The sequence below is a fragment of the Arthrobacter sp. Leaf141 genome (assembly GCF_001424565.1).
Lineage (GTDB): Bacteria > Actinomycetota > Actinomycetes > Actinomycetales > Micrococcaceae > Arthrobacter.
Window position 1 is genome coordinate 17352 of sequence record NZ_LMOL01000038.1, and the last position, 19770, is coordinate 37121.

Sequence of the window (19770 nt, forward strand, 5' to 3'; positions counted from 1 at the left end):
TCATTTGAGTAGATGGACCTGATATGAGCGATGACGAAGGAAGGGAAGCCAGTATGAGGCCGCACCGCTACACCGGCCCCACGGGCACTAATGACTTTGACGACCTGACGGCCGATGAAATGTCTGAGCTTGTTGCCTCCTACAAGCTCCTAGGGGAGTGCTTCGAGGACGCGTCCGCGGAGGAGATGCTGGGCCGCGGATTCCTGATGGACGTGCCGCTGGAGCTCGTGAGAGACAAATTCGAGAAAGTGGCGCAGGCGCGTAGGGAACTACAGGCCGCTGTAAAGCTGGCAAAACTTAAGGGTTTGGACTGGCACGAGGTTGGCGCAACTCTCGGTATGACCTGGGGCGAAGCCATGAAAGAGTTCAGCGAACGAGAAGCGGATGACACGGACGGCCAATGAGTAAATGATAAATACATCATTTACTCATTTGAGTTTGAAAATGTACTCCGAGGCCGGCAGCTGAAACAGGCCTGGCCGGACACTCGGCACCGACTTCCTGGTCCTGGATAAACGCTAGCAAGTGACGCCAGCAGCGACCTTCTTCTGCAATCGCCCCTCAGGAACCCTCAACGGTTCGGAATGCTTGACAATAATGTCGGAATATCCGACACTGAGCTTATGGGACATAACGCGGTGGTTTCGTATGGGCAGGAAAGCTTGGAGCTGACACCCTGGGGACACGGTGAGGTTGCCGGCGGTTCTGTATACGACATTTTGGGAATGCCTATGTCAGTGGCAGCGGCCAAGTTGATGACCGAGGCCGCGATCCTTGCTGCGCTTGGGAGGGCGCTTGCGAGGCTCCATCACTATTCGCCGGAGTCGGATGCTTCTTCCAAAATCGACTCAATAGAAGTCGTCTTCCTTGTCGGCCGTTTTTACCGCGACCTTGACCGTAAACAACCGGACTTGAGCAAAATTGACCGCGATAACTGGTCCAACCTACGGGGGATTGCCGAGGTGCTCTACGGCGAGATGGAGAATCTGACGTGAGCCTGCACATCACCGCAGAAACTTTGTCTGCTGCCTGGGTACAAGTCCTCGATGCTGTTAATTCTGAACCGGGCGGTACCGCGACGCACGCTTTTGTCTCTGTCGCTGCCCCACAGTTGGGGGCCAGCCCGCACGTCTCTGATGTGGTTGATGGTGCCCTTTATGCACAAAACAATCAGGCAGTGGGGACTGTGGCGAATACCCTTTTCCCGGTCGCTCTCTACAACGACCCCGGGTTTGAATGGTCGGCCATGTTGTCTGTTGAGGACGAAGAGCGGTTGGATGTGGCAGCGACAGAGCTATACGAGGCATACTTAGCGGCGTTGCCCACTCTCCGGCAGGTCGACGCCAATCGACGCGGCACGTATTTTTCCCGCATGATTTCTTGGCCCGGCAAGACAAAGAACGGAACGAATCAGCTAGAAGCCCGAATTGCTGCACTGCGTAAGCAGCAACGACAGCGCAACCCGCCCGCGACGTCGAATTTCACAGATATCGCTGTTGCTGGTGACGCTGATATTGAAGGGGGAGGCATAGAGGAATACGCCCTTTCTGATACCAGATGGCAGGGCTTCCCATGCTTAGTGCACATTGATATCAGTGTCCGGGAGGGAAAGCTCTCTCTTCTTGCCGTATATCGACACTGGCATCTAATCACTAGGGGTTACGGCAACCTGGTGGGCTTAGCAAGACTTCAGGAGTTCTTGTGCCAACAGACCGGATTCAAACCCGGGGAATTGGCTGTAGTTGCCGGCCATGCCAACGCTGAACGGGAAGACTATTCCGGTAAGTCGGGGGTCCTCGACATCGTCAACGACTCCAACGCAGCGCTTCAGAGCAACGAAGTGGCGGCGGCAATGTGACCAGCCAACAAATAAGAACTGGCGTGGACCTTGTTGATTGCCAGCGGGTTGCCCGTTTACTCCAGGAAGACACGACGTTCTTGAGCTTTACTTTCACTGCTGCAGAGCAGGATTACTGTCGGCAGGATCCTGCACGGCTTGCCGCCCGGTGGGCAGCCAAAGAATCCGCCATGAAGGCCTTGGGGCAGGGCATTGGCAAGATTGCGCTTCTCGACATCGAAGTCGTTGGAGATGGGGGAGGGGGGCCTGCGCTACGGCTCTCAGGATCTGCTAAGACGCGGGCACAAGAATTGGGAATCACCGATTGGAGCGTCTCGCTAAGCCACGAAGGTGGCTTTGCATTGGCGTTCGTGGTCATGATGAAAGGAGGACGTGATGTCCGATAGTGAATTGAAAGCAGTTGCTTCCCGCATCCGGGAGGCAAGGGAATCACTTGGACTCACGCAGGAAGAGGTCAGCAGTGCGTTAGGGATACCCCGAACGAGTGTGCACGCCATGGAAACTGGAAAGAGAGGGGTTTCCGCGCTGGAGCTCCGTCGTCTCGCCCGGCTGTATCGGCGCCGCGTGGAGTGGCTTTTGGGAGAAGACGATGTCCCTGTGGCGGCAGCAGATGGGGCTCTATACCGGGCGACAAGGGAATTGTCTGCCGAGGACAAGGACCAAGTATTAAGGTTTGCGGAGTTCCTTGCCTCGGGCGCAGCCCCGCCTGTTGCGCGGCCCGCCCATAGAGGTGGCCGTGTATGACCCGTCTTAGTGCAGCTCAGGCAGCAGGGGACGCCCTGAACGAACTTAGACTAGATCAGTCAGAACCTATCGACCCGTTCGCAGCGATCGAAGATGCCGGACTGGAGCTCCGCTTTCGGCCCTTGGAAGGTTTGCTTGGTGCTGTCCTTCCTGGAAACCCCGGCGGGGTGCTCATTAACAGTGCACGCCCCGCATCGCTGCAAAGGTACACGGCCGCTCATGAACTTGGTCATTGGTACATGGACCAAGATGTCCTCAGCCTTGATAATGACGACACAATTCTCGGACGCCCCCACCAAGAGACCCGCGAGATCGACGCGCAGGTTTTTGCCGCTCACTTTCTGATGCCACTCGAACTGCTTCTTCCAGTGGCGCGTCGCTACGGGATGAAGAAGGGGTCACCTTCGAGCCCGGAACAGGTCTACCAGGCTGCACGAGACATGCACGTCAGCTACGAAGCCGCTGTGCGGCAGTTCCACAGCATCAAATTCATCTCCGGGCCAGATAGAGCTAGGCTTCTTTCCTTCAAACCAGCAATGATTAAACAACGCCTCACCGGCGGGATAAATCCTCCCAACTCCCGTGGTGACGTCTGGATCATCGACAACCCACAGGATCATGTGGAAGTAGACGCTGCGACAGGCGACGCGATACTGCTTCGGTTGATCGAAAATCCGGCCACGGGCTTTCGCTGGTTTGACCAAGACATGTTGGCCGAAACGCCGCCCGCACCGCCTCGGCCAGCTCCGGAGCCCTTCAGTGGCAAAGAAGCCTTTGACTTGGAACGGCCTGCAAACCGCACGCAAGTCCTTCGCCCTGCCGCCGCTATCGTGCCCACGGAGGTCATTACCCTCATTCGCGACGAGATCGTCGCAGAGCCCTACCTGGCGGGCGTGACCCCGGTAGGCGGCGCGGTCACAAGAGTCGTTGCCTACGCGGCGAACTCTCCGGGTGAGGAATCGGTGCACCTCGCCCAGGTAAGGCCGAACCGGCCCGAGGCCCCGGCCTCAACTTTGGAACTGACGACTAAGGTTCGGGGGATGCCAGAAGTCGAGTTTCGGCGGCGACTTCTCGAAGCTTTTAGACGTGACGAGGAGGAAGCAAACGGGTGGAATCAGTAATGAGGAAGAACATAGACCTCCGATCCCTCGTTGGCCGAGACGTGCTTGATCAAGGAACCAGACCCACATGTGTTGCTTTCGCGGCGTCCGTCGCTAATGAAGCACTCCACCACGCTGAAAAAACGGCAGAACACTTTGCTCCGGAAGCGCTGTGGTGGCAAGCCACCACAGCGGGCGCAACATCCCTGCGAGGCATGGTGTTGAACAACGTAGCACCGGCGCTCCTCGGATACGGTCAACCCGAATTATCCCAATGGCCCTATGACCCAACGCTTGGAGCCGGCACCGAAGAACCACCAGAAAATCTCCAAAACCCGCCCTGGAAGCGGTCAGCACTGAACGACGTAGTTCTAAAACATGACGGCATCGAAGATGCACTCGAGGACGAACTGGAACACTCACATCCCGTGATTCTTATCGTGGAAGTCACGGATGAGTTTGGTCAGCCAGATGACGAGGGCATCGTTGCCATGCCGAACATGCGCGCTGCATCCGGGTCGTACCACGCGGTTGCTTGCGTCGGGGCCGCGTACCACCCGACCCGCGGACGTCTGCTCCTCATCAAGAACAGCTGGGGGACGGACTGGGGTCTTGGCGGCTACTGCTGGCTCCCCCTCGAATACCTGACCGCATTCGTCGTCCAGGCGGCCGCCATCGTAGACATCTGAACGGATATTTCACATGAATGACCACTCACTTAAACCGGGAACCCTCATTGTTCTTGAAGGTCTGGACAAGACCGGAAAGAGCACGCAATCCGATGCGCTCCGTAAACTGCTGACCCCAGACTCGACGACTCACGTCCACATGCCCAGCGGCTTGAGCTCCTTTACCCGCGAAACATATTCAATGCTTGAATCCAGTGACCGTTCTCCGCTCTCCGGAGTAGCAAAACAACTCACACATCTTGCCTGCCATGCTGAGAGCGTGCCTCGTATTCAAGACATTCTGGCCAACCGCGCCGTTGTCCTCGATCGCTGGTGGTGGTCCACCTTGGCCTACGGCTGGCATAGCGGGGACTTCGCGGGTGTCGGCATCCAGAAAGAAAGTTTCCTCGATGTGATCAACGGCATCTGGTCCCCCCTGAATGCCTCCGTCGTCTTTCTATTCGACAAACCATATGACGAAGACTCCAACAACTCCGATCCAATACTCAGCGGCTACCACACGATCGCAGATGAATACCCGGACCTCACTGTGCGTGTGCCGCAAGGCGAGGAATCAGAAGTTACCGCATACATTGTGTCGGCGCTGCGCGCCCGCAACCTACTCAAGTAGTAAGGGCGAAGACGTCTCATGCTCCGCTTCCGCTCAATCGACGATGCTTTTCGAGGCATGCTCAGCCGGCTACTGGTCCAAGGGCGGGCTGTGGACAGCCGGAACGGACCAGCTCTCGAACTACCCAGTCAAGTACTTACTGTTGAGCACCCTACAGAGCGTTTTTTACACACTCCAGGCCGTAATAACAACCCCTTTGCTGCCATCGCGGAAACCATGTGGGTCCTTGCCGGTCGAAACGACCTTAGCTATCTCACCGCGTATCTGAAACGAGCTCCTGAATACTCCGATGACAACGGGATTACCTGGAGAGCAGGGTACGGTCCCCGGTTGCGGAACTGGAAAGGGGTAGACCAGGTCGCCCAAGTACGGGAACTGCTCGCTGCCTCACCAGATTCAAGACGGGCGGTGATTAGCCTTTTTGACCCCGAAATTGATTTCCAAGACAGCAAAGACATTCCCTGCAACAACTGGCTGCATTTCCTGGTCCGTGACGGCAGACTCCACCTCAATGTCGCTGCAAGGAGTACGGACATATGGTTCGGATTCTCCGCCATCAACGGATTTGAGTGGAGCGTGCTGCTCGAAATGATGGCACGGTGGCTGAAACTGGACGTAGGAACCCTGACCTTTTTTACGTCCTCCCTGCACTTGTACTCCGGCTATGAGGAACGTGCCCGGGCGATCGTTCAGGGCCAAGATATGTTATCCGATGAGATCGGGCCAAGTGCATTCCGTTATGACACCTCGTGGGAAGAGTCGGCCAGAGCCCACGGACAGTGGATGGATCTGGAGCAACAGCTAAGGTCCGGGGAGAACCTCGAAGACCTAGAGATCCCGTTCGATGACCCGCTCCTTGTTGTATATATCCGTGCAATCGACGTCTTTTGGGCTTTTAAAAGAGGCGCGGCGTCCGGCGACCTTGAATCCCGTCTCGCGGCGTTAGGAAGAGGCGACCTCGCCTTTGCAGCGAATGAGTTTGTTAGAAGAGCACGGGCGCGAAATCACTAGCATTGACGCCTCGGGGTTCCTTGAGCCAACCCGTCGCGATGGATGGTGTGGCTTCCTGCCGCGTCAAGGACAGTTGCTCGTGAACTGCCTTGTTAATGCCCCACTTCGGCGGGAAAAAGGGCTCACCGAGCTTCATGCCGGGTAGGTAGCGCTGTTTGATCCGGGTACGCGTGCCGATGCCGGCTGCTGAAGGGTGAGCAACCCTGGCGTACTTATCGGTCTCACAAAATAGATTTTGACAGTCAATCATTGCCAAGGGGCGACCAAAAAGGTCGCGGAATTCGAGTTCATAATGAGCGAATTCTTCTTCTTGATGATCGACGGCCCAGCGAATCAGGTCCTGCGCGCTCAGGCCTGCAGTATCGAGGAAACATTTGGCCAAGCCACTTCGAGCACCAGGTCCTGCAACGACGAACTCATTCTCATCGAAATTTATGAGGGTGCTGTAGTTCAGGTCGATCGTTAGCTGGAAGGCGAGAAAGGGTCCCAGCGACGGGTATGACGACAGTATCTCGTAGACCTGTTCCAGGCTGCCGGCGGCGAGAACTTCATCTGCAGCGCCAGAGGCCAGAATGTGTTCTACGAGCCGCAGATGGTTGAGATGTTTCCGGCGTGCCCCGAAGGGCGGAGGCGGGATGATGTAGGCGGGGGAGTAGACCCTCTCACCTCGCAGCATCGCCGCCTCCAAGGCTTTGTCGATGACATCCGAGTCAAACGTTGCGGTAGATACGGTCCCAATGTTGGCTTCAATCAGTCGCCATGTTTCCGGTTTATTGAAGAAGCGGTACAGCAGAGTCCGCAACAGAATGTTTTCTGCGTCCTGAGGACCTTCGTACAGGACGCGGATGAGATCCTGGGATACACGATCGGCAGACCGGTAGGCATTAGTGAAGCGATGGCCCGAAAGAATCGGGTCGATTGACCACGGCCCCGGTTCTCCGCGCAGACGCCCGTGATACATTTCCTGGCGTTCAGAAGCGACAAACCAGTAGCTGGCCAACACATCGCTTGCTACCAGCTTTCGGGATCCAACCCGGATCGACCTCATGGTCACTCCTAATGAAGCTTGAGTTTGCGCGCCGGTTCGACTGCATGTCGATCCCACCAAGCACGGGTGGTGCGAAGGCTATTCTCCCACTTTTCGGAATACGCGTCGTCAATGTGATCACGTAGCCCGGGCGTAAAGAACTGCACATCTGCGAGGAGCCGATCGGCAATATTTCAATCGACTCGACTCCAGCGTAGTCAGCCGACGTCGCGAAGAGGATTCGAACGGTTACCAATTGATCATACGGTGACCGCCCCCAAGCCGGTCAGTCATCGACCTGCATAAGTTCAGGTAAAGACCAGGTACGGGAGACCCGCACGACCAGACGCGCTGAGGCGGGGGATTACTGTGGTGGCCATTCTCATGGCTATTCAGGTCTGCTGAGTGATCGCGAGATGGCCTGGATGGGGTAAGTCGCCAGCCGGGTAATCCCGGCAACCATCAGAAGAATCCCCACGGCGGTCAGCTGCCCTATAAACATCAGCAGCGCCACGACCAGCGTTCCGCCGTAGGTAAGGGAAAAACTCAATGTGTCCACATCAGAAAGCATTAGCGGTTACCAAGTCGCCGGCAGGGGAGCGGGGTGGCAGGTGCCGGTACAAGGTGGTGCGTTTCAGCCCGGTCTTGGCAGTGATCTCTTTCATGGAGAGGCCTTTATCCCGCAGCAAGGCGGCGTGTTCGAGCTTGTCGGCATCGATCACGGAAGGCCGTCCAGTACGCCGGCCGTTGGCTGATGCGACCGCCCGGGCGTGTGAGGCCCGTTCTGCCGCGTAGGTCCGTTCCATCTCTGCGAAGAGTGCAAGCAGGATAACGGCGAGCTGTGCCATGGGACTGTTCGGGTTGGAAGTGTCGATAGGCAGGGGATCAGCGAGCGTCCTAACTCCGACGCCACGTTCCTTTAGTTCGTGGACCAGGTTCAGGGTGTCCCGCACGGTCCGTCCTAGCCGGTCTAGGGTGTGGACCACAAGCACATCTCCGTCCCTGGCGTGACGTAACGCGTCCTGAAGCCCCGCGCGATCCCTGGTGGCGCCGGACTTCTTATCGGAGAAGACGGTCTCGATGCCGGCGGCCGCCAAAGCATCCAACTGCCGGGCGAGGTCTTGCTTCACTGTTGATACACGCGCATAACCAATCTCCATGCCCAAACCGTACCGAAAGTTGTCTCTGTGACAGGTGATTGTGGCGGGAGTTTTGGAACAACATACGGGATAGTCAGATTACGCGGCATCTAAACGATCCCGACCCGCGGGGGAGTGTCCCACTAGAAGTGTCCCGGTTCTAAGGAAGTGGGATGGGCTCATTCAGTCGGCCAGCCAACCAGGTTCGACAGAGAATCGGGAGTGGCAGCGATTCTTACCCTGTATGGGATGAGATGTGCGAGGCACTCGATTACCCGGGACAAGCGACGGCAACGCTGCTAGGGTCGCACCGGGGGGCACCTTCGTCTCTCATTTACGAAGGGTAGTTTGTGACTACACCATCAGTTCTCGACGCGGCCTCATTCCTCGGCTACGGGTTCGACATCTACGGCGGCCACCGGGTAGCGGCCGGCTAGTTCGGCGAAGCAGAGCGCCACCATCAGCTGCCCGGCGAAAACAAGGGGCCAAGACCACGCGTAGGCGGGGCCGGCCATGGAGAAACCAAAGTAGAACAGCTGGAAAACGCCGGTGAGGATGGAGATGTAGCTGACTCCGGCCGCGAAACTGGGCGAATTTGCCGATGCTGCGGTCCAGGGTCTGGGCATAGCCGAACTCGTCCATGCCGCTTGAATCAGCACTCTTGCTGGGTTCGAACATCTGAACTCCTTAGTGGAAAAGCACGATGGTGATGACCCGTGGCCGCCATTGGACGCGGGTTATATCGGCGGCCGGGCACCGCGCCCGCGGCGCCCGGCCATATCCCCCAAATGCTGGTGTGCTAGCCGGCGGCCCCGCCCCCGGCGTCACTGGCAGGTGAGCCGAACCAGCCGCTGGGCGCGGGCTGGATGTTTTGCCAGATATGTTTTGCCTCGCGGTATTCGTTGAGGCCCGCGCTGCCAAGTTCACGGCCTATGCCGGACTTCCCAAAACCGCCCCACTCCGCCTGCGGGACGTAGGGGTGGTAGTCATTGATCCATACTGTTCCGTGCCGCAGGGCTCCCGCAACGCGTTGCGCTTTCGACGCGTCGGACGTCCAGACAGCACCCGCCAGGCCGTACTCCGTGTCGTTGGCGATGACGACGGCCTCCACCTCGGTCCGGAACGTTTCGATGGTCAGTACCGGGCCGAAGGATTCTTCCTGCAGCACGCTCATGCCGGAGCGGCAGTTGGCGAGCACTGTGGGTGGGTAGAAGAAACCGTCCGCAAGCTTTCCATCTTCCGGGATGTAGCCGCCGCACAAAAGCTCGGCGCCCTCCGCGATGCCGGCCTGGACGTAGGCGTGGACCTGGTCGCGGTGCTTGGCGGAAATCAGCGGGCCTGTTTCTGCGTCGGGATCAAACGGCCCACCCATCCGGATCTTTTTCGCCCGTTTCACAACCTCTGCGACAAAGCGCTCGGCAATCCCCTCCTCGACGACGAGCCGCGCCCCTGCCGAACAGACCTGGCCTGAGTGCAGGAACACGGCGGTCAGTGCATTGTCGACGGCGGCGTCCCAGTCCGCGTCCGCGAAGACGACATTGGGGTTCTTCCCGCCGAGCTCGAAGGCGACGCGCTTCACGGTCTCCGCGGCGGCCGCCATGATGGTCTGGCCCGTGGCCAGGCTCCCGGTCAGGGAGACGAGGTCCACGCGCGGGTCAGAACTGAGGAGGGGGCCCACCCTCGACCCGCTTCCGGTGACCAGGTTGGCGACCCCGGCGGGGACCCCGGCCTCTGCGAGCGTTTCCATCAGCAGGATGGACGTCGACGGCGTGAGCTCGCTGGGTTTGAGCACGAAGGAATTTCCCGCGACGAGCGCCGGCGCCACTTTCCAGGCCGCCTGCAGGAGCGGGTAGTTCCAGGGAGCGATGAGGGCACAGACGCCGAGCGGTTCGTAGACCACCCGGCTGATGGCGTTCGGCCGGCCCGTATCGATGACCCGGCCGGCATCGAGGCCCGCTATCTTGCCGTAATAACGGAAACACGCGGCAATGTCGTCGATGTCGTATTCGGCCTCGACGAGGCGCTTGCCTGTGTCCAACGACTCGGCCCGGGCATAAGCCGCCTTGTCCCGCTCAAGCAGCCCGGCGATGCGAAGCAGGACCTCGCCACGTTCGATATCGGTCAGCCGGCGCCACGCGCCGCCGTCGAACGCGGCCCGGGCACTGGCGATGGCGCGCTCCGCGTCTTCCACGGTCGACGAGGCGACAACCGCCACCTCGCGCCCGTCCGCCGGGCAGCGTACAACTGTTGTCCCGCCGTCGGACGCCTGCTGCCAGGCGCCGTCAATGTACAGGCCCTTGATGCCGTCCCGCGCTTTCCCGGAGTGGTGGACTTGTTCAACGGTTGCGGTCATGATTTCTCCTTATCCAGTGCATCAATTATGTCTAGGTCGTTGCCGCAGGGGCAGCAGGGCCGGCAGTCTTACGCTCCAGCGGGCTGATTCCGTGCCGGTAGAACTCGGCATGCTGCGGCGCCAGCGGTGCCTTCCCCGCGATCAGGTCGGCTGCCTTCTCGGCGAGCATCATGACGGGGGCGTAGATGTTGCCGTTGGTCACGTACGGCATGGCCGAGGCGTCCACAACCCGGAGGCCCTGCGTTCCGTGGACGGACATGTCGAGCGGGTTCACCACCGCCATCGGATCGGACTCCGGCCCCATCTTGGCGGTGCAGGAGGGGTGCAGGGCGGTTTCCGCGTCACGGGCCACCCAGTCCAGGATTTCCGCGTCGGTGCGGACGCTTTGTCCGGGCGAAAGTTCCCCGCCGTTGAAGGGCGTCATGGCGGACTGGCCAAGAATATCGCGGGCCACGTGGATGGCCTCCACCCATTCGCGACGGTCCTGCTCGGTGGAGAGGTAGTTGAAGAGCATGGACGGGTGGACGGTGGGGTCCGTCGACTTGATCTTGAGGGTGCCGCGGGCATCGGAGTACATGGGGCCGATGTGCACCTGGTACCCGTGCTTGGCGTCCGCCTTCTGGCCGTCGTAGCGCACGGCCACCGGCAGGAAATGGAACATCAGGTTCGGGTAGGCCACATCCTCGTTGGAGCGGACGAACCCGCCGCCCTCGAAGTGGTTCGTGGCAGCAGGGCCCTTGCGTCCCAGCAGCCACTGCAGGCCGATGAGCGGATAGCGCCACAGGTCCAGGTTGGGCTGCATGGACACCGGCTGGGTGCAGGCGTGCTGGATGTAGACCTCCAGGTGGTCCTGCAGGTTCTCGCCGACGCCGGGAAGGTTGACCACGGGGTTGATTCCGAGGGAGTTGAGGTGCCCGGCTTCGCCTACGCCGGAGAGCTGCAGCAGCTGAGGGGTGTTGATGGCGCCGCCGGACAGGATGACCTCGCCGGCGTTGACCACATGGGTCTGGCCGTTGCGGCGGTAGGTGACGCCGGTGGCCACCGTGCCCTTGAAGTTGACTTTGGTGACCATCGCCCGGGTGAGGACTGTGAGGTTCGGACGGCCGGTGTTGGGGCGGATGTGTGCCCGGGATGCCGAGAGGCGCTGGCCCTTGTGGACGTTTCGGTCGAAGGCCGCGAAGCCTTCCTGGCGGTAGCCGTTGACGTCGTCGGTCAGGGGGTAGCCGACTTCCTGGGCTGCCTTGAAGAAGGCTTGGAAGAGCGGGTTGGTGGCCGGGCCACGTTCCAGGACGAGCGGGCCGTCGTGGCCGCGCAGTTCGTCATCCGGGTCCGCTGCCAGCGCGTTTTCCATCTTGTTGAAGTAGGGCAGGCAGTGCGCGAAATCCCAGGTATCCATGCCGGCGTCGGCGCCCCAGCGCTCGTAATCGAGGGGGTTGCCGCGCTGGAAGATCATGCCGTTGATGGAGCTGGAGCCGCCCAGGACCTTGCCGCGGGCGTGTGCTACGCGGCGGCCGCCCATGAAGGGTTCCGGGTCCGATTCGTAGCGCCAGTCATACAGCGGGTTACCGCTGGGGAAGGTCAGCGCGGCAGGCATCTGGATGAACAGGTCCCAGGGGTAGTCGCTGCGTCCGGCCTCGAGAACCAGGACGCTGCTGTTGCCCCCTTCGCTCAAGCGGTTGGCGAGCACGGAGCCCGCGCTTCCGCCGCCGACGATGACGTAGTCGTAGTTGGTTTTTGTCATGCTGGAAACTCTCTTTCTGCCTGGTGCAGGCCAGCCGCTGAGGGCTGGCGGTCCTTCTTCCGGAAGCGGTGATGCGCCGCGATACCGGACAAGTGTTGGAAATCCCTGAAGTGGTGGATGCGGACTGCTGATGCGTCAGCGCTGACTCAACGCGGTGCCGGAAATTCTTGGGGTGCGGTGTACGTAATACTCATGTCACAGTAATGGACGTTGAACGACTGTTCAATAGTCCGACTGTGCAAACGTTCAATATTTAACGCGGATGAAACATCCCGCCTTGGCAGGGAGGGGAAAAGCCGCTCCCGGCATTGAATATGACGGGCGGCTGTCATGAACGCGGGAACCGTACGGAAGGGCGCAGCGATGGAAGTGCGGATCGCTTCGATGCGCACTTCCATCCGCGAAATCGGGTAAAGCAGGCCGCTAAGCGTCGAAGGCGATCTCTTCGGTCCGGGCGATGCTCCGCCGGATGGAATCCTTGTCAACACCAAGGAGCGCGGTGAGCCACACCCCGTTTTGCACGACGACGATGTCTGCTGCCCGCTCCCTGCATTCGTCATTGGAAAGCTCGGGCCTGGCATTGCCGATCAACGTCGCGAGCCCTTGGAGGTAGCGTTCAAACGCTGCGGCGTTGATGGAGGCGAAGTCTTCATGGGCTTGCGCCAAGGCCCATAGGTGGAGCCGCAGGGACAGGTACTGCATCGTAAGGAATTCCGGGGCCGCGACCCGCTGCAGGGCCTTCTTCAGCTGCTCGCCGGGGGACGAGTCGGGGTCGGGCGTGACCAGCATCAGGTCATGCTGGCCTATCCGGTGCAGAGCTGCACGGATCAGGCTCAGCTTGTCTTCGTAGTAGTAGTTCACCAGCCCGAGAGCCACGCCGGCCTCACGGGCCACGGCCCGCATACTGACTCCCGAAATACCGTGGCGCGACAGCAGATCCAGCGCCGCTTCGAGGATGCGCGACTGCCTGTCGACCTGTTCGCCGGGTTTCACAGTCTTTGTATCCACTTGGCCAGACTATGGGCAATACCGTGGTGGCGCATCCTGCAGCATGGTGGATGGCGGGCGTCATCGGCATCTCATCGGCGCGGCGGCCGACAGAATACTCATCGTTAGCTAAAAGAAGGCCCAGGTGGAACGCCCGATACGCGCCACCTGGACATGTCGGCGGCTACGCTGTACTGCTTGATGGCATAGGGACACTGTCCGGCCCCACGAACCGAGGCCGCTGCGACGGTGCAGGTATGAGGAAACAAGAGCGGGTGTTGTGAATGGAGTCGGAAGCGTTGGTGAGGGATGCGAAATCCATTTTGCGTGCGGAGATACGCCTGCGTCGCCGGAACCGATCGTCGGCTAACCGTTGGAAGCAAGCCACCCCAAATCTTCTATGGCATCGATGGCTCGCTCGCCGAGCAGAGCAGATGCCTTCGCAGCATCTATGGATGCCCGACGTATTGCGTCCTCGCGTTCAGGCCCTGGTTCCAGCCCAAAGGCGGCCCCAAAAGCTTGCGATGCCGAGGCGTCTTCATCGGCCAGTCGAAGAGCAACTTCTCGAAGTGAACGCGCCCGGGTGTGGAGACTGACGAGTTCCTCGCGCAGGTGTTCTCCGGCTTCTGTGTAACCGGCAACCATGGACGTCAACGAAGCGGCTACGGCCAGCATCACTCCCGCCCCCGCACCACCACCTGGTGAACCGGAAGACTCTGCCAACGCCCGCGTCCAGACCTCAACCGTTGATGCTTGAGTTGTTTACTGCTTCAGAATCAGCCATAAGCCCAGTGTCCCCTCTGCCTGCGCCGTGGGCTAGCTGCCACCCCAACAGGAGCGGTAGGAATGCATGCCTAGCGCCGACCGGCTTCGGCGCTATCCGACATTCAGTTTATGCCCCGTTGGCTGGGACAGGCAGCAGGATGGTGGCTCTGGGAGAGGCCGCCCATGGCACATCTTTCCTTGAAGAGTTCGGCTAACGAGGCTTGTAGACGTCGGATCGGTGTTCGATGCGACGGACATGCAGAGTGTGCCCTTCGATGTCCACGTGAACAGCACCGGGTAGTCGACGCACGATGCGAAAGAAGTTCAGGGTGGATTGAGCGCAACGCTTCAATTCTGCAATAGGGATGTCGCCAAGCAGCTCTTCGCTCTCAACGACAGGCCCCTGGCTGACCAGTGTGCGGGAAAAGCAGCGGAGCGATTGGGCTTTTACCGTGCACATGTGGGCGAGGGGCAAGCTACTCTGCCGACACGCTCTGTGCGCTTACGGGTTCCGCCTGTGCCGACGATGAGCGGCGGGGCTTGCTGCTCCCGCGTGGGCGGCCGCCAGCTTTGCGTGCCGGAGCATCTATACCGAATCCTCGAAGGTCGGTTTCAGTCCAGTCTGAGCGAAGAGCGGCGGCATAGTCCTTGGCGTACTTCTGTTCAGCGGCGACGAGCAGTTCGGCTGCCTCGCGCAGCTCGACGCCGCTGGCAGCAACGGTCCTCACGGCGTCTACTTTCCGGTCACGGGCGGCGTCGATTTTCGCTGCCGCTTGGGCGGCAATTGCATTGATGTCCATGCCACGAGCGTAACCGCCCGAGGACACGGGCTGTTGGAGGTTAGGCAGTTTCGGCACAGAGGTGCCGAAACTGCCTAAAGCGACCTGCCGGAGTAAAGCGACCTGCCGGAGCAAGCTATGCGGTTATGTGCCATAACCGCGTGTCGATCCAGAACCTGCGGTCTTGGATCGGCGACACTTGAGTGTCGGCCCGGAGATTCCGGGGCGCTGCGCTGGGCATTGGGGGAGGGGAAACGGTTGAGCGAAGAGCAGAAGTCTCCCCGCCGTTTCACACGCCGCCGCCGGGCCAACATTGACGGGGACACCCAGTACGTTCGGGTGTCCATGTCGCAAAGGGAACGCGCGCAGCTTGCCGTTCTGGAAGAACGCACCGGACGCAGCCCGTCCGAGATCCTTGTCAGCGCCGCGCTTTACTCGGAGAATTCCGAATCCCTTGCGGAGCGCCGCGCCATGGCGGTGGAGTTCATTGCGGCCCGCCGCTACCTTGCAGCGCTGTCGAACAACGTCAACCAGCTCGCCCGGCACGCCAACGCCACCGATGAATTTCCCGAGGCTGCCCGCGTCGTGCTGACACGCGTACGGGCAATCGCTGATCGCATCAATGGCATGCTCGATTCGATGGTGCGCTGATGATTCCCAACATCACCAAGGGCACTCGCATGCAGGGCCTCATCGCATACCTTGCAGGCCCAGGACGCGCTAATGAACACACCGACCCGCACCTCGTAGCAGGTTCCCCGTCGATCATGGCTTGGCACAACGACGACGAACTGAACGCCACGGCAGCACAGGCTATTGCACGTGAACTTGACCAAGCCAAGAACGTTCTTGGAGTCGAAGTCGTCGGCGGTCACGTCTGGCACTGCTCCCTTTCCTTGCGTGCGGAAGAGGGAGACCTGACTGACCAGAAGTGGGGCGAAATCGCCCAGGACTTCATGGACGAAATGGGATTCACCGAAGCCAGCGGACGTGCACCCGTCCAGTGGGTGGCAATACGCCACGGCCATAGCACAGCCGGGAACGACCACGTCCACATCGCAGCCTCCATGGTGCGTGAAGACGGCACCAAATGGGACAGCTGGAAAGACTTCCCCAGGGCGCAAAAAGTGGCACGCGAATTGGAGAAGAAGTACGGGCTGGAAGAACTTTCCCCCACGCACTCCACGCGCGGACTTCGTCCCGGAGAACGCGAAGCATCCGAGCGGCGCGGGGCAGTCGAACCCGAGCGGCGCTCACTGGAACGCAAGGTCCGTGCCTGCGCCACGTCCGCCAAAGATGAAGCAGAATTTGTTCGCCGGATCCGGCAAACCGGTGCGCTGATCAGGCCCCGCTACGCGTCCGGACGTGATGACGTGGTCGTGGGGTACAGCGTGGCCGAACGCCCCCTAAAAGGTGGTCGGCCCGTCTGGTTCGGCGGCGGTCATCTTGCCAAAGACCTGGCACTGCCCAAGCTCCGTGGCGAGTGGCAGGACACCCCCCAGTCCGCAGGCGAAGCCGTAGCCGAATGGGGAGCTGCGGCGCGCGGCCGTCGCCCCGTCACAGTCGGTCGTGAAGCCCACGAACCGGACCCCCAGCACTGGGAGCGGTACAGCAACGAGGTCGCCCAGCTGCGCGAAACCTTGCGCTCCGTACTGTTGGATGACCACGCCACTTGGGCTCACGTCGCAAGGGAAACCGCCGGCGCTTTCGCCGCGTGGTCCACAGCCACCGAAACCGTACCCGGCCCGCTGGCAGCGGCCGCGACTGAACTGTCCAAGACAGCCCAGCTGCGCCGATATCCGGTCAAACCCGTCAAGACCGTCGGCCCGTCCGCCCGTGGAGCCTCCTTGCTGCTGATGACCGCCACCACGGGATCCGGAACCGCCGCTCAGGCAATCATGCTGCGGCAGCTGCTCAACCTCTCCAAAGCCATCCACGACATGCACCAGGCGAACAACGACCTGCGTCGCTCCCGGCAGATCAACGCCATGGTCCGCACCCAACTGGTGACGGTAGCCAACGCCTTACCACCCGTGCCAACAGCGCCATCTGCGACCGCGGGAACGCAGAAAGCAGCGAACGCTGCCCCCGCGACGGCGGTGGACGCCGAGCTGGCTGAAACGGTACGCCGTGCACGCGAAGGACTGGCGCCTGTCAACAAGCCAGGATCGGTCCTGCCACCCAAGTACGAACGTCCAGGAACGCCCACAACAACCCGGACCGGAAACGACCGCCCGGACATCGAGCGATAGCACCAGGAAGGTTAGAGCATGAGCGAATCAGACGGACTGGACGAGGTTGTAGAAACCCTGCTCCGCACAGGCCTGACCGCCGCCGGACGAATCGGTGAAGAACTGGCCCGGGCACGGGAAAAATCAGCCCGTGAAGCCGCAGCGGCCGAGGACCAAAAGGGACGCGAACTGATGGCCCGCCTTGAGGGCGAACGTGCAGCCGCTCGCGCGCAGCTCGCACCCGCGCTGGATGCCCGCTGGTGGGAGACCGCCAGAGCAGAAGACGTCGTCCGCGTCCACCAAACAGCCACAGCTTGGAAGAGCCAGGACCCCATGGCACGCTCAGCGGCAGACGCCATCCGCGAGCAGGTACAGCAACGCTACGGGATCGACGTCGAGGCCCTGGGAACGGGTGCGGACGGGGCGGTTGCACTCAATGAAGCGGCACGGGCAAAGACCCAGGCCCAGGAAGAACGCACAGCAGCTGCGGGGGAGAACGCCCAAGCCGCACAGCTTCTCGCAGAAGCCGCACGGACCGACAAAGCCCAACGGCAAAACGTCGAAGCCGACAACGCCCCGCCCGAACGGCAGACGGACGAAGCCGCCGCGACTTACGACTCAGCGGAACGCCGCGAAGCCCTCGCAAAGAGCCTTGAGCACGTCGCAGACAAGGAAGCAGTGGAGGCCAGACTAACCGCAGATCGCAACCAGGCCACCTCCCCAGCGGCAGCAGTGACCTCCCACAAAAAAGCCCTAAGTGCGCGGAAGACCCGCACCGCCTCTGGGGCCGGGAGGCCAGCGCAAAAGGACCTCTGCAGGTAAGGGAATCGCCGAAGACGGGAAGACATTACCAGCCGTGCCGGAAGGATTGAGGAAACTCTGATCCGTTGCCTGATGATCAGGGCACAACGGGAAGATTTTCCACAGTGGGAAACGGCTGGAGTTCACTTTGAACCAGCCCGGTGATGGTGGCTTCGATGTCTTCGAGGGATTGCAAAATCCAGGCCAAGGCGCTGATATTGTCGGGATGTTGGGCCGGCCCAATCAGAAATCCGTCCAGGGTCGCAGCCATGCGCCTGGTCGTGACGAAGATTTCGCGAATCGTTGGAAGGTCTCCAGCGTCGGCAGTGACGGCGGGGAGGCCATCAGAATAATGTGTCGTCATTGAGTTCTCCTCATAAGTGCCCCCAGCCAGGATGGAAGACACTACTTCGCGCCAGGCATACTTGTACGCCAAGTATTTGTGTTAGTTGTTTTGCGCGTCCCCGCGGTAATGGCAGAGGTTCGATGCAAAGGCCATGCGGGGACGTTTGAGAGAGCGACGCTCCGCAAACCCCAGCATTTTCTGGTTCTTCACAGCAAATCCAACTCCTGGATCATCCCGTATTCGACATTCGGGCTCAGCGATACAGTGAATGTTCTGAAGCTGTGCCGGGTGATGAGAATGCCACAATCGGTTGCCTCGTCTTTGAGGATTTGGATGGCCTGCTCCAGCTGGTGATCCCGCGAAGATCGGTCGTGGGTTTCGATGGTGATCGGCCTTGCTGTCGGCATTATTGGCTCCATTGTCAAATGTATGGGACTGCAGGCCCGGTCGGGGGCTTCGGGAAGGGCCAGCCGGACATAAGATCCTTATCGGGTCTTAAAGGAAGACGATTTGAAACAGGTAAGAACCCGTCTCGGCTAGAGGTCTTTACTATTGATAGTGAGGCTTAAAAGACTTTTCGCCTGACCAATGGCTGGCAGCGGCTCCGCGCACCAGCGGACGTCATGCCTCTACGCCGTGGGCCTGCAAGACTCTGTGAGAGCTCCACAAGAAACGTAGCTACAAGTGCCCTAACAGCAAGGTTAAGTACCTGCCCGCGCAATGGTCCGATGAGGGCATAAGGGATTCGTCACGATAGCGTCAATGCTCTGGTTGAACGAGCCAAGGTCGGTTAGGGACGACGGGGCCCGCTCTCCTAGAGGGGGCCCCGTCGCACGGACGTGGATAACTAGCCCCCGCCCCCCACAGATTTCTTGCGAATATCACGTTCGAACATAGCTCGCGAGAGGACAGCGTAGACGAAGGCCGACACTAAGACACAGGGCAGCGAGGCTGTCAAGTATCCGAAGAGCCACGATCTTGGCGTAAAGAGCACTGGGTCCAAAATTGCCATGTATGTCATGCTGCCGACGACCAGAGCCAGAATCCCGGCTGGATTGAATCCATGCCAGTACCAATACACCGACCGAGAGCCTTCTTGATATAGAGAAGAGATTTTCAGGTTTTTGAGCCGCTTGAGATAAAACCAGTCAGCGATCTGAATACCGATCAGCGGCGCTACCATAATCCCGATGAACGCCATGAAGATCCCCACTCTGTCATAAAAGGGCTCAGGGAACAGAATCAGTACGAGCGCCATCGGCAACATAGTCAAGGCTGCAATAGCCCTCCAAGGCAATTTTTTGCGAACCTTCGATATCTGAGAGATCCCGAGCGTCGCAATATATGCTCCAACAAGGGTCGAACCTATGTTGGCGACCGCAATAAAGAGCAAGACGAAGATGCCACCAACGGGCCCAGCGACCTGAGGAGCCCAGACCGTTGGGTCTGCCTCTCCGGTCACGAGAGCGGAATAGAGACTAACCAACCCGACTATGACCCAAGCTACTCCCAGTCCAATCATCGACGGGAGGATGGCTTTACGCCCGGTGCTGACCATACGCACAATGCCGCCCATGTAGGTCCACCAT

Annotated in this window: 23 protein-coding genes and 1 pseudogene; 12 read left to right on the forward strand and 12 right to left on the reverse strand. The window is 60.1% G+C overall.

Annotated elements, in window-relative coordinates:
* The first annotated feature begins 23 nt into the window (after positions 1–23).
* The 9 genes from ASF72_RS17405 (at position 24) to ASF72_RS20190 (ending at position 6012) form a co-directional block, all read left to right on the forward strand.
* Complete coding sequence (locus tag ASF72_RS17405; protein WP_056601001.1) at positions 24–404, forward strand: hypothetical protein; 381 nt, start codon at positions 24–26, stop codon at positions 402–404.
* 219 nt (positions 405–623) lie between these two features.
* On the forward strand, positions 624–995 hold the full coding sequence (locus ASF72_RS17410) for a hypothetical protein (protein ID WP_157371065.1): 372 nt from the start codon (positions 624–626) through the stop codon (positions 993–995).
* Positions 992–1858, forward strand: coding sequence for a hypothetical protein (locus ASF72_RS17415; protein WP_056601005.1), 867 nt, complete (start codon positions 992–994; stop codon positions 1856–1858). Before ASF72_RS17410 ends, ASF72_RS17415 begins: the two co-directional genes overlap by 4 nt.
* Positions 1859–1881: 23 nt before the next feature.
* Positions 1882–2244, forward strand: a complete 363-nt coding sequence (gene acpS / locus ASF72_RS17420) for a holo-ACP synthase (RefSeq protein WP_056601007.1) — start codon at positions 1882–1884, stop codon at positions 2242–2244.
* On the forward strand, positions 2234–2602 hold the full coding sequence (locus ASF72_RS21320; RefSeq protein WP_082484482.1) for a helix-turn-helix transcriptional regulator: 369 nt from the start codon (positions 2234–2236) through the stop codon (positions 2600–2602). The genes acpS and ASF72_RS21320 overlap by 11 nt, the downstream gene beginning before the upstream one ends.
* The gene (locus ASF72_RS20180; protein WP_082484484.1) at positions 2599–3723 is read left to right on the forward strand and encodes an ImmA/IrrE family metallo-endopeptidase; all 1125 of its coding nucleotides are present in this window, start codon (positions 2599–2601) and stop codon (positions 3721–3723) included. The genes ASF72_RS21320 and ASF72_RS20180 overlap by 4 nt, the downstream gene beginning before the upstream one ends.
* The gene (locus tag ASF72_RS20185; RefSeq protein WP_082484487.1) at positions 3723–4391 is read left to right on the forward strand and encodes a C1 family peptidase; all 669 of its coding nucleotides are present in this window, start codon (positions 3723–3725) and stop codon (positions 4389–4391) included. The genes ASF72_RS20180 and ASF72_RS20185 overlap by 1 nt, the downstream gene beginning before the upstream one ends.
* A 13-nt stretch (positions 4392–4404) precedes the next feature.
* Positions 4405–5001 carry a dTMP kinase gene (locus ASF72_RS17440; RefSeq protein WP_056601026.1) on the forward strand — a complete coding sequence of 199 codons (597 nt, stop codon included), beginning with the start codon at positions 4405–4407 and terminating at the stop codon, positions 4999–5001.
* A 57-nt stretch (positions 5002–5058) separates the two neighbouring features.
* A complete protein-coding gene (locus ASF72_RS20190) occupies positions 5059–6012 on the forward strand; it encodes a thymidylate synthase (RefSeq protein ID WP_268760286.1) in 954 nt (317 codons plus the stop codon).
* Here the strand turns inward: ASF72_RS20190 and ASF72_RS17450 are convergent.
* The 9 genes and pseudogenes from ASF72_RS17450 to ASF72_RS20200 form a co-directional block, all read right to left on the reverse strand.
* Positions 5984–7060 (reverse strand): nucleotide kinase domain-containing protein, encoded by a 1077-nt coding sequence (locus ASF72_RS17450; RefSeq protein ID WP_162242820.1) that lies wholly within the window; start codon positions 7058–7060, stop codon positions 5984–5986. The genes ASF72_RS20190 and ASF72_RS17450 overlap by 29 nt on opposite strands.
* 367 nt (positions 7061–7427) lie before the next feature.
* Positions 7428–7610 carry a hypothetical protein gene (locus tag ASF72_RS20505; RefSeq protein WP_157371066.1) on the reverse strand — a complete coding sequence of 61 codons (183 nt, stop codon included), beginning with the start codon at positions 7608–7610 and terminating at the stop codon, positions 7428–7430.
* On the reverse strand, positions 7600–8199 hold the full coding sequence (locus ASF72_RS17455; RefSeq protein WP_056601030.1) for a recombinase family protein: 600 nt from the start codon (positions 8197–8199) through the stop codon (positions 7600–7602). The genes ASF72_RS20505 and ASF72_RS17455 overlap by 11 nt, the downstream gene beginning before the upstream one ends.
* A 392-nt stretch (positions 8200–8591) precedes the next feature.
* Positions 8592–8856 (reverse strand): annotated as a pseudogene (locus tag ASF72_RS17460) (amino acid permease); the annotation flags it as partial.
* A 121-nt stretch (positions 8857–8977) separates the two neighbouring features.
* Positions 8978–10531, reverse strand: coding sequence for an aldehyde dehydrogenase family protein (locus tag ASF72_RS17465; RefSeq protein WP_056601034.1), 1554 nt, complete (start codon positions 10529–10531; stop codon positions 8978–8980).
* A gap of 31 nt (positions 10532–10562) precedes the next feature.
* On the reverse strand, positions 10563–12272 hold the full coding sequence (gene betA / locus ASF72_RS17470) for a choline dehydrogenase (protein ID WP_056601036.1): 1710 nt from the start codon (positions 12270–12272) through the stop codon (positions 10563–10565).
* Between the two features lie 423 nt (positions 12273–12695).
* Positions 12696–13280: a TetR/AcrR family transcriptional regulator gene (locus ASF72_RS17475; protein WP_056601038.1), complete on the reverse strand. Its 585-nt coding sequence runs from the start codon at positions 13278–13280 to the stop codon at positions 12696–12698.
* A 345-nt stretch (positions 13281–13625) separates the two neighbouring features.
* On the reverse strand, positions 13626–13982 hold the full coding sequence (locus ASF72_RS20195; protein ID WP_082484492.1) for a cyclodeaminase/cyclohydrolase family protein: 357 nt from the start codon (positions 13980–13982) through the stop codon (positions 13626–13628).
* 518 nt (positions 13983–14500) lie between these two features.
* Positions 14501–14824 carry a hypothetical protein gene (locus ASF72_RS20200; protein ID WP_082484496.1) on the reverse strand — a complete coding sequence of 108 codons (324 nt, stop codon included), beginning with the start codon at positions 14822–14824 and terminating at the stop codon, positions 14501–14503.
* A 237-nt stretch (positions 14825–15061) separates the two neighbouring features.
* Between ASF72_RS20200 and mobC the strand changes: the two genes are divergently transcribed.
* The 3 genes from mobC to ASF72_RS17490 are packed head-to-tail and all read left to right on the forward strand — an operon-like array spanning position 15062 to position 17856.
* Positions 15062–15454 (forward strand): plasmid mobilization relaxosome protein MobC, encoded by a 393-nt coding sequence (gene mobC / locus ASF72_RS17480; RefSeq protein ID WP_056601039.1) that lies wholly within the window; start codon positions 15062–15064, stop codon positions 15452–15454.
* Complete coding sequence (locus ASF72_RS17485) at positions 15454–17055, forward strand: relaxase/mobilization nuclease domain-containing protein (protein WP_056601040.1); 1602 nt, start codon at positions 15454–15456, stop codon at positions 17053–17055. The genes mobC and ASF72_RS17485 overlap by 1 nt, the downstream gene beginning before the upstream one ends.
* Positions 17056–17073: 18 nt before the next feature.
* Positions 17074–17856, forward strand: coding sequence for a hypothetical protein (locus ASF72_RS17490; protein ID WP_056601042.1), 783 nt, complete (start codon positions 17074–17076; stop codon positions 17854–17856).
* A gap of 76 nt (positions 17857–17932) precedes the next feature.
* Here ASF72_RS17490 and ASF72_RS17495 read toward each other — a convergent pair whose 3' ends face one another.
* From ASF72_RS17495 to ASF72_RS17505, 3 genes are all read right to left on the reverse strand, one after another.
* Positions 17933–18199 carry a hypothetical protein gene (locus ASF72_RS17495; protein ID WP_056601044.1) on the reverse strand — a complete coding sequence of 89 codons (267 nt, stop codon included), beginning with the start codon at positions 18197–18199 and terminating at the stop codon, positions 17933–17935.
* Positions 18200–18387: 188 nt separating this feature from the next.
* The gene (locus ASF72_RS17500; protein WP_054808983.1) at positions 18388–18588 is read right to left on the reverse strand and encodes a hypothetical protein; all 201 of its coding nucleotides are present in this window, start codon (positions 18586–18588) and stop codon (positions 18388–18390) included.
* 440 nt (positions 18589–19028) lie between these two features.
* Positions 19029–19770, reverse strand: a 742-nt coding sequence (locus tag ASF72_RS17505) for a cytosine permease (protein WP_235504775.1), incomplete at its 5' end; no start/stop codon positions are given.